Here is a 14,746-nt window from a genome sequence, read left to right as displayed (position 1 = left end):
ATCATCGAAATATGTAACGAACATCAAAACTTTTAATTTCATATTACCTTATGAAATTCCCGGTAAAATATAATAGTTATCCATCTAAGGCGTTTCTAGCGTGTATCCGATTGTAATAATTTGTGAATTATAAAGAAATTTTTAATGGATTAAAATGGGCTTCAATTGAGTTGGTATTCGATTCAATAATGAAGTTTGCGCTAAAACTTTTACTTGCCAAACTGCTTTTACCCGAAGCGTTCGGATTAATTGGCATGTGTATGATTTTCATAGGAATCACACAAGCGATTGCCCAATTGGGAATGAATGCTGCATTGATTCAAAAAAAGGAAGATCACGAGGCCGAAATATTATACAATACAGCCTTTTGGACTAACCTTTGCTTTAGTGTTGTTCTTTATTTTTTATTGAGTTTTGTTTTGGCCCCTATTGTGGCCAACTTCTATGACGAAAAAGTACTTAAGACAATCCTACCTTTTCTTAGTCTTCCCATTTTGATACAACCTTTTTCATTAATTCCATCAACAATACTCACAAGGAAATTAGACTTCAAATCACTTGCGAAAGCATTTAACATTGCTACTTTAATTGCTGGGGTTATTGCAGTGGCAATGGCGTATTTTGACTTTGGGGTCTGGGCATTGGTTGTTAATCAAGTTTTGGCCATAGGTTTAGCGCTTCCAACACTTATTTATTTTACGCGTTGGATGCCAAAACTAGAATGGAAAAAAGCATACTTTGACGAAATTTTCAGTTTTGGAATGTTTTCAACTGGAACTTCCCTTACCAGATCAATAATGGGTAATGTTGACAAACTTATAATTGGAAAATTCATGGGTAAAGATTTACTTGGTGCTTATACTTTGGCCATTACCCTAACAGACCATTTGGCAAGCTTTCTTGTCCGGATAACCAACAAGGTCATATATCCCGTTTTTAGTAATCATCAGGACGACAAAGCCAAATTGAAGTTGTTTTTCTTAACCATAATGAAAGTAAATGCATTAATGGTATATCCGGTTATGGCATTTTTGGTCTATTTTGCTGAAGACGTAATAATAGAGTTTTTCGGTGATCAATGGTCTGAAACCGTTACACCATTAAGAATAATTGCAATAGCTATGGTAATCAATGTTTTATCCAACGGATTTGACGCTATGCTAAGGGCCAAAGGCAAACCTAAGTTAGAATTCAAATTGATTGCTTTAGTGAATCTTTTCGTCTTGGTTCCCTTACTGTATTTCGGTGCTAAGTATTTTGGGATAATTGGAGCTTCTATGGCGCTGCCAATAAATTCAATTATTCTTGTGGGGACAGCAACCATCGTCTTAAATAAAGAAATAAATCTTGGGTTTTCAGAGCCTTTTAAAGCCATCAAATCGCCATTGGTTGCAGCGATGCTAGCTTCCATTCTTTGCTATGGGTTACAGTATACAATTCCGAACTTCAACCATTACATATTGATGGTAATATTCATTTCAATTTATGCACTATCAGCACTATTTTTTGAAAGAGCATTTTTCAAAAAAATTATTGCAAATTTCTTTGTAAAACCTTCTTTATAAACCTATTAGCCAATGAATATTGCATTTGTACTAGTGCCCTCAGCAGTTATTTCGGGGAGTTCCAATGGAATTAGGTCTCAAGCGATCACCTGGAAAAATAATTTGGAATTAAGAGGGCATACAATCACTGAAATCAATGATTGGGGCAATTATTCATGGGAGAAATTTGATGTAATTCACATTTTTGGCACAGGAATGTGGCTATACCCTTTCGTTAATGCTTTAAGAAGCAAAAATGAAAACATAATTATTTCACCTATAATAGATTCGGTGGCGAATCCTTTTTTCTACAAATTAAGTACATACTTGGGAAGCTCCAAGTTAAGATTATGGTCTCCGACTTTCACATTAAAAAAAACTTTGCCTTTAACAAAAGGGGCATTTGTCAGAAGTTCTTACGAAGCTAATTATCTCAATACAAATCCAGAAAAGATTTCAACGGTACCTTTAGGTATTGGTTTAGTTCCTGATCAACCTATTGATTTGGTTCATAAAAAACCATTTTGTTTACACATTAGTTCTTTGCACCACGAAAGAAAAAATGTGCTTAGGCTTGTTCAGGCATCGAAAAAATTCAATTTTGATCTAGTATTAGCTGGTAACGCAGGTTCTGAAAAACAATTTTCTAAGATTAGAAAAGAAATTAATGGAGCAAAAAATATTAAGGTCCTGGGTTTTATTTCTGAAGAAAAAAAGATTGAACTTTACAGAGAAGCTAAAGTGTTTGCCCTGCCCAGTTTAAATGAAGGAGTCGGCATAGTAGCTCTTGATGCGGCAGTCATGGGTTGTGAAATTGTTTTAACCAATATCGGAGGCCCAAAAGAATATTACGAAGGTATGGCCGAATTAGTGGATCCATACAATGTGGATTCTATTGGTGGCGCAATTGTCAGAATTTTGGAAGGAAAAACTAAATATCAACCAAATCTTCGCAATTTTGTAATGAAGAATTACTCACAAGAGGCAATTGCAAAAAAACTGGAAGAGAAGTATATCCATCATATACACGATTAAATGAAAAAAAAATAATGGATTTCAGTCGGTTGATATTTTTCTTAGCATTTTTTGCATATAGTGGATATTATGTAGGTCTTGCCATCTTACATTCCCTGGGGCTGACTTCCCTCTCACGTCTATACTCTGTTCCTTTAAGACTATTGTTGATGGGAATTATGATATTCATAATAACCAAAAGTGTTTCGAATTTTAGTAATAAAAAAAAGTCTTTGGTTGTATTTGCATTCGTTTTGTTTTGGGCTTTCTACTTTTTTAAAGTTCTAACGACGCAAAACGTTGCAATAGATGGTGAATTGATGAGACCATGGTTTGAATACATTTTTTACGGCGTGTCTTACGTTATATTACCTTACATAACATTTACCATAATTGACTTCCACAAATACAAGGAAGTAATGTTGAATGGTTTAATATTCTCAGGTTTTGTATTAGGAATTTTCGCTTTATATACCTACGGTGGTACTTTAGGCTCTGATGTTGGTCGAATAAGTTATTTAACTTATGAAACAGGCGAACAAACCTTAAGTCCATTGGCTTTATCATATTCAGGATCATTAACAATGGTGTTATGTATTTTTAAACTACTTGTTGTTAAGGGAAATACGAAATATCAAAGAATTTACTTGTTGGCCACTCTAGTTTTGAGCTTCATAATGTTCCTTCTCGGTTCCTCAAGAGGTTCAGTTGTTGCTTTATTTCTTAGCTTTTTGGTTTTTCTAGCGTATAGCCCGTTAAAGACAAGAATACAAATGCTTGCAAGTTCAATTCTTGCTATACCTGTAATCATATGGGCAATTGAAGCTAGTGGGAGTGGTATAATAAGCAGAATTGAAAACACAAAAGAAGATGGTGGTAGTGGAAGGTCATCAATTTGGGCGGATACTATTGAACACTTTATGGATAATATGGTATTTGGAGGTCGTGTTGAAATAGGCCGCGAATATCCACATAATATGATTTTAGAGACTTTAATGGCCACTGGCTTGGTCGGTTCTATAATTTTATTTTCTCTTTTGATAGCCACATTTTTCAGTTCATTGAACTTAAAAAAAGGGGACTTGTTCTTATTTCAAATTTTTATTCAAGGGTTATCTTTAAGTCTATTTTCAGGTTCTCTAATTGGTTCAACCCTACTTTTTCTACCAATGGGAGCTATAATTGTTTACAAAGCACAAACAAGAACTTCTGACCAACTCATTGGTGCTTAATCCAAATCCTAACTATTAATCTATGGGAAAGAAAGTATATTTTTTTACTAACCTAGCACCGCATTATAGACAGCTTCTATGGCTTAATATTTTAAAAAATCAGGAAAACGAATACTCATTTTTATGTGGCAAAGAAACTTCTTCGGGAATTAAGCAAATTGATTTTGAAACTGAAGATTTCGAGCCTTATAGAAATCGAATCGAATTTCTGAAAAACAGATACCTCAAAAAAAAATACCTAATATGGCAAAGCGGTGCTATTACTAAGGCGCTCTCATCAAAATTAGATGTTGCCATAATTACCGGTGATGCTTGGGTAATCACAAACTGGATAATTTCCATTATTCTTAAACTAAGAGGAAAAAAAGTTGTGTTTTGGAGCCATGGAATTTATGGTAATGAAAAAGGATTGAAAAAGTTCTTAAGAATATTGTTTTATCGTTTGGCACATGCCCACCTACTCTATGAAAGAAGGGCTAAAACACTTATGTCCGAACTTGGTTTCAATAAACATAAGCTAAATGTCATTTTTAATTCGCTCGATTATGAAAAAAGTCTTTCGTTACGTAGCAAGATTGAACTAATAGATAAAAAATCAGCACTGCCATTTTTTAGTGATGCAGAAAAACCAACGCTTCTTTTCATTGGTAGATTAACTGCAATAAAAAAATTGGATTTATTAATGAATGCATACAATCAGTTACTAGAAAAAGGCTTTGGCCTTAACCTTTTGATTGTAGGTGATGGGCCCATGCAAAATCAACTATCAACTTTAGTGGAACCTAGTATTCAGAATAAAAGCTGTCACTTTTATGGTCCTTGTTATTCTGAAGAAAAACTAGCTGAACTTATTTCAGCCTCTGATTTATGCATTAGTCCGGGTAATGTTGGGCTTACAGCTGTTCATTGCCTAAGCTATGGAACACCTGTTTTGACTCATGATAATTTTTATAATCAAATGCCGGAGGCAGGTGCAATAAATCCTGGAAAAAGTGGTTTGTTGTTTAAGGAAAATAGTGTTGAATCTATTGTCGAAAAAGTTGAATATTGGATTTTCGAACAAAAGCTTTCAAGAGAAGAAATTAGAAAGAATTGTTATAAAATAATAGATGACTATTACAACCCTCAGTATCAAATTAAAGTTGTAAACAATTTAGTAAATGGAAATAACCCTCTACTCTAAAGCATTGGCAAAGTAAAAGAGTTATTCCTTCAAATTAGACCAAACCAAAAAAAATCAATTCCATTAAATAATGTTCAAAGGAAAAACGCTTCTTATCACAGGAGGAACAGGATCATTCGGTAATGCTGTTCTCAATCGATTTTTGGAAACAGATATAGGCGAAATTAGAATTTTTAGCCGCGACGAGAAAAAACAGGACGATATGCGTAATCGTCTTAAAAATAAAAAAGTTAAATTCTACATTGGCGATGTCCGGGATTATAATAGTGTTGCCCGAGCAATGCGCGGAGTGGACTATGTTTTTCATGCAGCAGCATTAAAACAGGTTCCATCTTGCGAGTTTTTTCCAATTGAAGCGGCAAGAACAAACGTTTTTGGAACTCAAAACACCATCGATGCTGCTGTCGAAAATGGAGTGAAAAAAATTATTTGCCTTAGTACTGATAAAGCAGCTTACCCTATTAATGCAATGGGTATCAGTAAAGCGTTAATGGAAAAAGTGGCTGTTGCGGCTTCACGAAATATACCTGAAGATGATACTACAGTTTGTCTAACTAGATATGGAAACGTTATGGCCTCTAGAGGTTCTGTAATTCCGTTGTTTGTTAGCCAGATTAAATCAGGAAACGCTCTAACAGTTACCGACCCCAATATGACTCGTTTTCTAATGTCTCTAGAAGATGCTGTTGATTTGGTACTATTTGCGTTCGAACATGGAAAGCAAGGAGATTTGTTTGTCAATAAGGCTCCTGCCAGTACCATAGGAGATTTGGCCAGAGCCATTAAGACCATATTTAAGTCTGAAAATGAAATTAAGGTCATCGGTACCCGACACGGAGAAAAACTTTATGAAACTCTTTGTACAAGGGAAGAAATGCAAAAAGCCGAGGACATGGGTGAGTTTTATCGAATTCCAGCTGATAATAGAGATTTGAATTACAGTAGATATTTTTCAGAAGGACAAGAGGATATCAGCAGTATTGAAGATTATCATTCACACAATACTAATCATTTATCCGATGATGAATTACGTCAAACATTACTCTCTTTAGATTATATCAAAGAAGAATTATGATTATCAAACCTTCAATTATCAAAGGTGATAAATTTGAAGATGAAAGGGGCACGCTACGTTTTTTTAACCATTTCAAAATGGATGAAATCGTAAGATTTTATGAGATTTTTCCTGGAGATACTCATACAATTAGGGCTTGGACAGGACACCAAATCGAAAAAAAATGGTTCCATTGTACTGCAGGTTCATTCACAATAAATGTGGTGGAAATAAATGACTTTCAGTCCCCCTCAAAAAATTTAATTCCACAAAAAATTGAACTCAAAGACAGTGGAATATCAATTCTTGAAATACCCGGAGGTTTCGCAACTGGCATAAAAGCCAATACGTTAAATTCGAGATTACAGGTATTTTCAAATTTCGGAATCGAGGAATCAAAAAATGATGATTTTAGATTTCCTGTAGAAATGTGGGAAGCAAAATGGTAAAAAATGGGTAACCTTAAAATTGGAATTACTGGTCAAGCAGGTTTTGTTGGAAATCACTTATTCACGACTTTATCTTTAAGGGATGATGTTGAATTAATCCCTTTTAATCGTAGCTATTTTGAAAACTCAAGCAAGTTAGAAGAATTTGTTTCAGATTGTGATACAATCGTTCATCTGGCTGCTATGAATCGACACGATGACCCGCAAGTAATTTATGATACTAATGTGGAATTAGTAACCAAATTGATTAAGGCTTGCGAGAAAACTGATTCAAGCCCCCATATTATCTTTTCCTCATCTTCGCAAGAGAAAAAAGATAACTTATATGGTCAATCAAAGAAAAAAGGAAAAGAAGATTTTATAAAATGGGCATCGTCATCAACAGGAAAGTTTTCTTCACTCACAATTCCGAATGTATTTGGGCCATTTGGTAAACCAAACTATAATTCTGTTGTTGCCACTTTTTGTCACAAGGTTGCCAATGATGAACAACCAACCATATTAAATGATGGTGAAGTAGGCCTAATTTATATTAATGATTTGGTCAAGATATTTATTGATACAATTTTTAATAAAGCGGAAAAGTTAAAGGAAATAGGTGTTAATGCCTTCGAATACGAAATAGCACCTAATCATTTTGTAAAAGTTTCTGAAATATTGGCATTGCTCAAAAAGTTTAAAAAGGATTACATGGGCAATGGAATATTCCCCAATCTCGAAAGCCATTTTGAAAAATCACTCTTCAACACTTTTAGATGTTACATTCCTTATGATCATTACCCAGTAAAATATACCAAACATACCGACCCTAGAGGGAGTTTTGTCGAAATTGCCAGGACCCAAACTTCTGGTCAATTTTCTTTTTCTACTACGGTGCCTGGTATAACCCGGGGCAATCATTTTCACACTAGAAAAGCGGAAAGATTCGCAGTAATTAAGGGAAAAGCAAGAATTCAACTCCGAAAAATAGGCACTTCTGAAGTTATCAATTACGATATATCAGGTGATGAACCGGCCTACGTCGATATGCCAATCTGGTATACACATAACATAATTAATATCGGAGATGAGGAGTTAATTACCCTCTTTTGGATAAACGAACCCTTTGATCCAGAAGATGCTGATACTTATTTTGAAAACGTTGAATAAAACCTAAAGAACCATATCTTGAAAAAGTTAAAAGTTTTAACCGTTGTAGGCACAAGACCAGAAATTATAAGATTAGCCTGTGTATTACAGGCATTGGATGCCAATACAGCTATAGATCACACCTTAGTTCATACTGGGCAAAATTATGATTATGAGCTAAACGAAATTTTCTTTGAAGATTTCGGAATTCGTAAGCCAGATTTTTTCCTAGGTGCAGCGGGTAAGAATGCAACTGAGACCGTTGGAAATATCTTAATCAAAATCGATCCATTACTCGAAGAAATAAATCCTGATGCATTTTTGGTCTTAGGCGATACAAACTCATGCTTATGCGCCATTCCTGCAAAGAAAAGAAAGATTCCAGTTTTTCATATGGAAGCGGGTAATCGTTGTTTCGACCAAAGGGTTCCTGAAGAAACAAATAGAAAAATTGTCGACCACGTAGCAGATATCAATCTAACATACAGTGATATTGCAAGAGAATATCTACTTAGGGAAGGACTTTCACCTGACAGGGTAATAAAAACTGGGAGTCCCATGTATGAAGTGCTGAATAAATTTGAATCCAAAATTCAGGCTTCATCAGTTCTTCAAGATTTAAATTTGGAAAAAGGCAAATATTTTGTGGTATCCTCGCATCGTGAGGAGAATATTAATAACCCTAAAAATTTTACTGGCCTAATAACGTCATTAAACCAAATTGCCGAGAAATACGATTATCCTGTAATCGTTTCGACTCACCCTAGAACACGAAATATGTTGGATTCTAAAAAAATGGAAACCCATCAAAACATTCAGTTTTTAAAACCTTTGGGTTTTTCAGATTATAACGCCCTTCAAATTAACTCTTTCGCTGTTTTATCTGATAGCGGTACCATTTCAGAAGAATCTTCAATATTAAATTTTAGAGCCTTGAATATTAGGGAAGCACATGAAAGGCCAGAAGCTATGGAAGAAGCATCCGTAATGATGGTGGGTTTAAATCCTGAGAGGATTATGCAAGGCTTGGAAGCATTAAATTTTCAAGAATTGAACCCTAAAAGAAATTTTAGGGAAGTGGCCGATTACAGTATGCCTAACGTAAGTGAGAAGGTAGTCCGTATCATTATTTCTTACACGGACTATGTCAATCGCGTTGTTTGGTCAAAATATTAAGTTGCTTCCATTATTTAACTGATTTCAATGAATAAGGTTAAAACAGATTTTAGTATTTCAATATTTGCAGGTGATAATTTATTCACCTTTTTATCAATGTCACAGGTTTTGAAAACACTTGACATCGATAGAATATTTATTTCAAATTTTAATCAAGATTCAAAGAAAATAAAGAAAATTTACGCGAAGACTAGTCTACAATACTTTATTTATCGGTCTTTTGTTCAGGTAATCTCTATTTTCTTCAGGAATATTTCAATCAAAAATTTTGCAAAAAAAAACGGGATACCTGTGGAATTTGTTTCTACTAAAAAAGACATTCTTGGTATTTCTAAATCAAAGCCGGATTTAGCTTTGGCAGCTAATTTTGACATGATAATACCAACCGATTTCATTAACTCTTTGAAATTTGGAATCATGAATGTTCATGCCGCCGATTTACCGAAAGATAAAGGAATATCACCCGTTGTATGGGCCTTTTGCAGAGGCGATGAAGAAATATTTATTTCCTTTTATATGATGGATGGGGGTATCGATACTGGCCCTATAATCAAGAAAGAAAAAATAATCATAAATAAGAAATGGAGCCTATTTAGAACCTATTGCGAGGTATTGCTCCGTGCCTCCCAGGTTATTCCAGAACTCATTAAAAGCAAAAGCTTTCAAAACCTTAGTGAAAACAACGTAGAAAGTACTGATACTCCTGAAATAATGGAATCATACAATTCTTGGCCTAATAAGGAATTGCATCGAATCATGAGACGCACAGGGAGAAGTTATTTTAAACTTTCGGATTTGTCTTTTTTAATCCGCACCAAAAATCAACTATGATATTAATTATTACGTGCGTTTTTCCTCCAGAACAAATTGTTTCGGCAAACTTATCCAGAGATATTGCCAATAAACTGGTAGACTTAGGAAATGAAGTAACCGTACTTTCACCTAAGCCCAGTAGACCGTTCGGTCGCCATTTTGAAGAACAAAAAATAGAATTCAAAGGTGTAGACCATTACCAAGCTGATTCGTATATACACCCAAAATCAAGTTTTATCGGCAGACTTAGGGAAAGTATAAGTTTCGGTTTGGCCTCGAAAAGATTTATAGAAGAAAACAGTGCTAAAATTGAAAAAATCTATGCCAATACTTGGCCTATTTTTGCTCAATATTTGACAGTTAAAACAGCAAAGAAATTTTCGATTCCGGTAATTATGCATGTTCAAGATGTTTATCCTGAATCTTATATTAAAAAGGCTTCTAAAATTGTTGGAAAGGTAATTTCAAAAACTATTATGCCATTTGAAAATTATGTGATGAAAAACTCTTCTAGAGTTATCGCAATATCAAATGGCATGAAAGATTATTTGGTATCAACCAGACCTTTATCACAACAACATGTTTCCGTTGTACGAAATTGGCAAGACGATGACTTTTTAAGTAAATCCATTTCAAATTCGGAAGGAACTAGAGATTTTACTTTCATGTATGCTGGTAGTGTTAGTAGTAGTGCGGGGGTAGATTTATTGATTAAGGCTTTCGGAGATTTAGGTACAAAAAATGACTGCAGGTTGATAATAGCTGGCAGTGGTTCCGATAAAGAGGCTTGTATGAAGTTGGCACAGAATAATAATAAAATCGAATTCTGGGATGCCCCTTACGAACAAATTCCAGAAATTCAGGCTCAGGCAAATGTTTTATTACTTAGCTTAAAAAAAGGTGTTGGAAAAACCGCTACACCTTCAAAATTTATAGCCTATTTGTTTTCCAAAAAACCAGTTCTTGCCTCAATAGATGAAGATTGTGATACGGCGAATAGTATTTATGAAGCCAACTGCGGATTTGTTGTACCACCAGAAGATGAGTTAGCGCTTAGAAATGAAATGGAAAAAATATTAAAAATTGAATTGAATGAATTAATAAAAATGGGCAAAAACGGATACAGTTATGCCCAACAAAACCTTTCAAGAAAAGCGAACCTTAAAAATATTACTGAGATTTTAACTCAATAAGACATATTGAAAAGAAATCTACCATAACTTCAAATAAAAAACAAAATGATACCTTTTTCACCTCCATTTATAAACCAAGATATTATCGATGAAGTAGTTGATTCATTAGAATCGGGTTGGATAACCACTGGTCCAAAAGTCAAGCTTCTAGAACAAGAAATTTCAAAATTTGTAAGTGTACCAAACGTACTTTGTATTAATTCTTGGACCTCTGGAGCCATAATGATTCTGAAATGGTTGGGAGTTGAGGAAGGTGATGAAGTTATCATACCAAGTTATACGTACAGCGCAACAGCTTTAGCTGTGATTCATGCTGGCGCAAAACCTGTAATGGTAGATGTCGGAACTGATTTTAATATATCAGTCAAAGCGGTTGAGCAAGCGATTACACCAAGAACAAAGGCAATCATGCCAGTAGATTTTGCTGGTTTCCCGTGTGATTATGATGCACTGAATGCATTGGTCAGAAAAGAAGAAATTAAAGGGAAGTTCAACCCTTCGTCCGAAGTTCAAAGGACTTTAAACAGAATTCTTCTAATTTCAGATGCAGCGCACTCCCTAGGTGCAACCTATAAAGAAAATCGTATTGGTAAAACAGCCGACATAACGATTTTCTCATTACATGCAGTTAAAAATGTTACTACAGCTGAAGGTGGTGCGATTGTAATAAATATGCCTGAGCCCTTCAATAATGAAGATTTATATGCAGAAATGAGAAGGATGTCCTTAAACTGTCAGACGAAAGATGCGCTTAGTAAATCCAAAGCTGGTGGCTGGAGATATGATATCGTTGGCTTAGGACTTAAAATTAACATGCCCGATATAAACGCTGCACTAGGTTTAGGTCAAATGCGTATTTATGATGAACTTTTGGAGAAAAGAAAATATGTTTTCAATAGATATGTAGATTTCTTTTCGAAATTCGAATGGGCAATAATCCCGCCACATAAAGACGAAACAAGAGAGTCTTCTTATCATATTTTCTCACTACGAATTGCTGATTTTGGGGAGGAGCAACGTGATGCCGTAATTACTGATGCAGCTAATAATGGCGTTGCTCTGAATGTTCACTTTATTCCAATGCCACTACTTACATTTTTCAAAGGATTGGGATATGATATTGACAATCACCCAAATGCATATAACAATTTTAAAAACGAAATCAGCCTTCCTATTTACCCGCAATTAACTGATGAACAAATAGATACTGTTTGCAATGTAGTTAAGGAAGCACATAACGCAGCTTTGGCAAGTAATGTTTAAAAGAGGTTTTGACTTTTTTAGTTCGCTCTTGGGATTTCTCATTCTCGTCCCTTTATTTGCAATTGTAGGTGTCCTCATAAAATTGGATTCAAAGGGACCAATTTTCTACCTCCAATCTAGGGTTGGTAGATTCAACAGAGACTTTAAGTTAATTAAGTTTAGAACTATGAGACCTAATGCTGATAAAGAGGGCTTAATTACTACGAGCTCTAGAGACAGCAGAATTACCAAAATTGGGTATTACTTAAGAAAGTTCAAGATAGATGAGTTACCTCAATTATTAAATGTGGTTAAGGGTGATATGAGTTTGGTAGGGCCGAGACCAGAGGTTAGAAAATATGTTGATTTATATACGAGTGAACAAGCTAAGGTCTTAAATTTTCGCCCAGGTATAACTGATGTTTCTTCGGTGGTCTACTCCAATGAAAATGAGTTATTGGAAGGTATCGAAAACCCAGAAAAATATTACAAAGAGGTTTTGATGCCAGACAAAATAAAAAGAAACCTTGAATACCTGGAAAATAGAAACTTACTTAAGGATATAGGTGTGATTCTTTCAACCTTTGGGAAAATTCTAAGGTAACAAAATCAATCTTCTAAATTTCATCAATGGATTCGAAGTTATTATTTAAAATCGCGAATCTAAACCTCTCCTAAATTATAATATTCGAAACCTATTTGCCTTAAATTACTATTGGTCATCAATCTTCTACCATCAAATACAAAGGCAGGTTTCATCATGTTCTCGTAAATGGTTTTCCAATCATATGACTTGAATTCGTCCCATTCTGTCAAAATCGCTATGGCATGTGCGTTTTTAGTAATTTCCATGGGGTCATTTGCTACGGTCACACGTTTCCTGTTCTCAGAACTGTCCCTTGTACCTAAATAATCCAAGTCTGCAAAGATTCTTTCTTCTGAAACTTTAGGATCATAAACGATTATTTCAGCATTCTCTTCAAGAAGTGCGTCAACTACATAGATTGCAGCGGATTCCCGAGTGTCGTTGGTATCCTTTTTAAATGCCCAACCATAAATCACTATACGCTTACCATTTATGGTATTGTATTGAGAGGTTATGATTTTATCTACGAATCGAGACTTTTGATAATCATTCATAATGATTACTTGCTCCCAATAGTCCGCAACTTCTGTTAAGCCTAATGATCGTGCAATGTAAACAAGGTTAAGAATGTCTTTTTGAAAACAAGAACCTCCAAAACCAACTGATGCTTTTAGAAATTTTGGTCCTATTCTACTATCAAGTCCGATAGCCTTAGAGACTTCATCAATATTCGCGTCTGTTTTCTCACAAAGGGCAGAAATTGAATTAATTGAAGAAACTCTTTGTGCCAAGAAAGCATTGGCTACAAGTTTTGATAGTTCAGAAGACCACACATTGGTCTTTAATATTCTCTCTTCAGGTACCCAGTGTTCATAAATTTTACTTAGCACTTCTTTTGCCTCAATACCTGATGGTGTATTATCACCGCCTATCAAAACACGGTCAGGGTTCATCAAATCGTTCACGGCCGTGCCCTCTGCAAGAAATTCTGGGTTTGAAAGAATTTCAAAATTTACCCCACTACCCGTATTACTCAATATACTTTTAAGTGCTTCTGCAGTTCGTACCGGAAGGGTAGATTTCTCGATTATAATCTTATCGGATTTGGCAACTTTAGCAATTGTTCTTGCACAAAGCTCAATATATTTCAAATCGGCCGCCTTACCCTTGCCTTTACCATAAGTTTTGGTAGGTGTATTTACAGAGATAAAAACTACCTCTGATTTGTCAATAGCACCCTCAACATCAGTTGAAAAGAATAAATTTTTATCTCTACATTTTGCCACAATTTCTTTTAAACCCGGCTCATAAATAGGTAACTCATCAAGATTGTCACCATTCCATTGTGCAATCCTTTCAGGGTTTATATCTACAACGGTTACATTAATTTCAGGACATTCATGTGCAATTACCGCCATAGTAGGCCCTCCAACATAACCTGCACCAATACAACAAATATTTTTTACGCTACGCATTAAATTAAATTTTGGCAAATATCTAAATTACTTAAGACAAAAAAGTTCGAAGTCTTTTGGTGGTGTGTACCACTTTAATTATTTCCATAACAGAACCCAAAGAGTCACTATTTATTGTATGGTAACAACATAATGTGAGAAGATTTCTTAACATTTTTCAAAGTGATGCGAAAAAAAGAAAATTCAACCAGTATAAGGGCTATTTTACCAAAATTCGATGAACCTTATTGAAATCATTACCGTTGCTTATTTGCAAGAGATACACTCCTGAATTCAAATTATATAATGGTATGGCCAATTGGCTATTTGGTCTTGAATATTCTTTAACAAAGACTTTTTTACCATTTGATTGAAATAATGATAACGAAACATTGTTTTCGCCAGTCAAATAATGAGGTAAAATGATATTTAGAGATTGGCCACTGCTAATCGGACTAGGATATACGATTAAGTCGGTTTCCTTTTTTGAAAAATTATCATTTGTAGAAATAACCAAGCTCACATCAGTATCAGTACTTTGCATAACCTCTATCGCGTTGACCAAGGGGTTCTCCACAACATGGAGGAACCCGATATCCAGTACCCCGTCGGTAACCGTGGCCGCATAGCTCACCATACCACCCGATTGGTGGCCGAACTCCGACACCAAATCAAGGT

14 protein-coding genes are annotated in these 14,746 nt (G+C 35.0%); 12 read left to right on the top strand and 2 right to left on the bottom strand.

The window, feature by feature from the left end:
- Positions 1-122 precede the first annotated feature (122 nt).
- The 12 genes from HCU67_RS08710 to HCU67_RS08655 all read left to right on the top strand — a co-directional run bounded on the left by HCU67_RS08710 (position 123) and on the right by HCU67_RS08655 (position 12,632).
- Positions 123-1,565 carry a lipopolysaccharide biosynthesis protein gene (locus HCU67_RS08710; protein WP_210423682.1) on the top strand — a complete coding sequence of 481 codons (1,443 nt, stop codon included), beginning with the start codon at positions 123-125 and terminating at the stop codon, positions 1,563-1,565.
- A gap of 12 nt (positions 1,566-1,577) precedes the next feature.
- Positions 1,578-2,579 carry a glycosyltransferase gene (locus HCU67_RS08705; RefSeq protein ID WP_168552245.1) on the top strand — a complete coding sequence of 334 codons (1,002 nt, stop codon included), beginning with the start codon at positions 1,578-1,580 and terminating at the stop codon, positions 2,577-2,579.
- Positions 2,580-2,737: 158 nt separating this feature from the next.
- Entirely contained in the window at positions 2,738-3,790 is a 1,053-nt protein-coding gene (locus HCU67_RS08700; RefSeq protein ID WP_210423681.1) for an O-antigen ligase family protein, read from the top strand.
- A 22-nt stretch (positions 3,791-3,812) separates the two neighbouring features.
- A complete protein-coding gene (locus tag HCU67_RS08695) occupies positions 3,813-4,973 on the top strand; it encodes a glycosyltransferase (protein ID WP_168552243.1) in 1,161 nt (386 codons plus the stop codon).
- A 70-nt stretch (positions 4,974-5,043) separates the two neighbouring features.
- Positions 5,044-6,048, top strand: coding sequence for a polysaccharide biosynthesis protein (locus HCU67_RS08690; RefSeq protein WP_210423680.1), 1,005 nt, complete (start codon positions 5,044-5,046; stop codon positions 6,046-6,048).
- 77 nt (positions 6,049-6,125) lie between these two features.
- Positions 6,126-6,476, top strand: coding sequence for a dTDP-6-deoxy-3,4-keto-hexulose isomerase (locus HCU67_RS08685; RefSeq protein WP_168552242.1), 351 nt, complete (start codon positions 6,126-6,128; stop codon positions 6,474-6,476).
- A 3-nt stretch (positions 6,477-6,479) separates the two neighbouring features.
- Positions 6,480-7,625 (top strand): polysaccharide biosynthesis C-terminal domain-containing protein, encoded by a 1,146-nt coding sequence (locus HCU67_RS08680; protein WP_168552241.1) that lies wholly within the window; start codon positions 6,480-6,482, stop codon positions 7,623-7,625.
- Between the two features lie 18 nt (positions 7,626-7,643).
- Entirely contained in the window at positions 7,644-8,780 is a 1,137-nt protein-coding gene (gene wecB, locus HCU67_RS08675; RefSeq protein ID WP_168552240.1) for a non-hydrolyzing UDP-N-acetylglucosamine 2-epimerase, read from the top strand.
- Positions 8,781-8,807: 27 nt separating this feature from the next.
- The gene (locus HCU67_RS08670; RefSeq protein ID WP_168552239.1) at positions 8,808-9,611 is read left to right on the top strand and encodes a formyltransferase family protein; all 804 of its coding nucleotides are present in this window, start codon (positions 8,808-8,810) and stop codon (positions 9,609-9,611) included.
- Positions 9,608-10,786, top strand: coding sequence for a glycosyltransferase family 4 protein (locus HCU67_RS08665; protein ID WP_168552238.1), 1,179 nt, complete (start codon positions 9,608-9,610; stop codon positions 10,784-10,786). The genes HCU67_RS08670 and HCU67_RS08665 overlap by 4 nt, the downstream gene beginning before the upstream one ends.
- A gap of 45 nt (positions 10,787-10,831) precedes the next feature.
- Positions 10,832-12,049 (top strand): DegT/DnrJ/EryC1/StrS family aminotransferase, encoded by a 1,218-nt coding sequence (locus HCU67_RS08660; protein ID WP_168552237.1) that lies wholly within the window; start codon positions 10,832-10,834, stop codon positions 12,047-12,049.
- Positions 12,042-12,632 (top strand): sugar transferase, encoded by a 591-nt coding sequence (locus HCU67_RS08655; RefSeq protein WP_168552236.1) that lies wholly within the window; start codon positions 12,042-12,044, stop codon positions 12,630-12,632. Before HCU67_RS08660 ends, HCU67_RS08655 begins: the two co-directional genes overlap by 8 nt.
- 59 nt (positions 12,633-12,691) lie before the next feature.
- On the opposite strand, the gene HCU67_RS08650 is transcribed toward HCU67_RS08655, so the two are convergent.
- Positions 12,692-14,089 (bottom strand): nucleotide sugar dehydrogenase, encoded by a 1,398-nt coding sequence (locus tag HCU67_RS08650; RefSeq protein WP_168552235.1) that lies wholly within the window; start codon positions 14,087-14,089, stop codon positions 12,692-12,694.
- Positions 14,090-14,288: 199 nt separating this feature from the next.
- A partial coding sequence (locus tag HCU67_RS08645) for a T9SS type A sorting domain-containing protein (protein ID WP_168552234.1) occupies positions 14,289-14,746 on the bottom strand: 458 nt, incomplete at its 5' end.

The sequence above is a fragment of the Croceivirga thetidis genome (genome assembly GCF_012272815.1).
GTDB lineage: Bacteria > Bacteroidota > Bacteroidia > Flavobacteriales > Flavobacteriaceae > Croceivirga > Croceivirga thetidis.
This window is presented reverse-complemented; position numbering and strand designations above follow the sequence as displayed.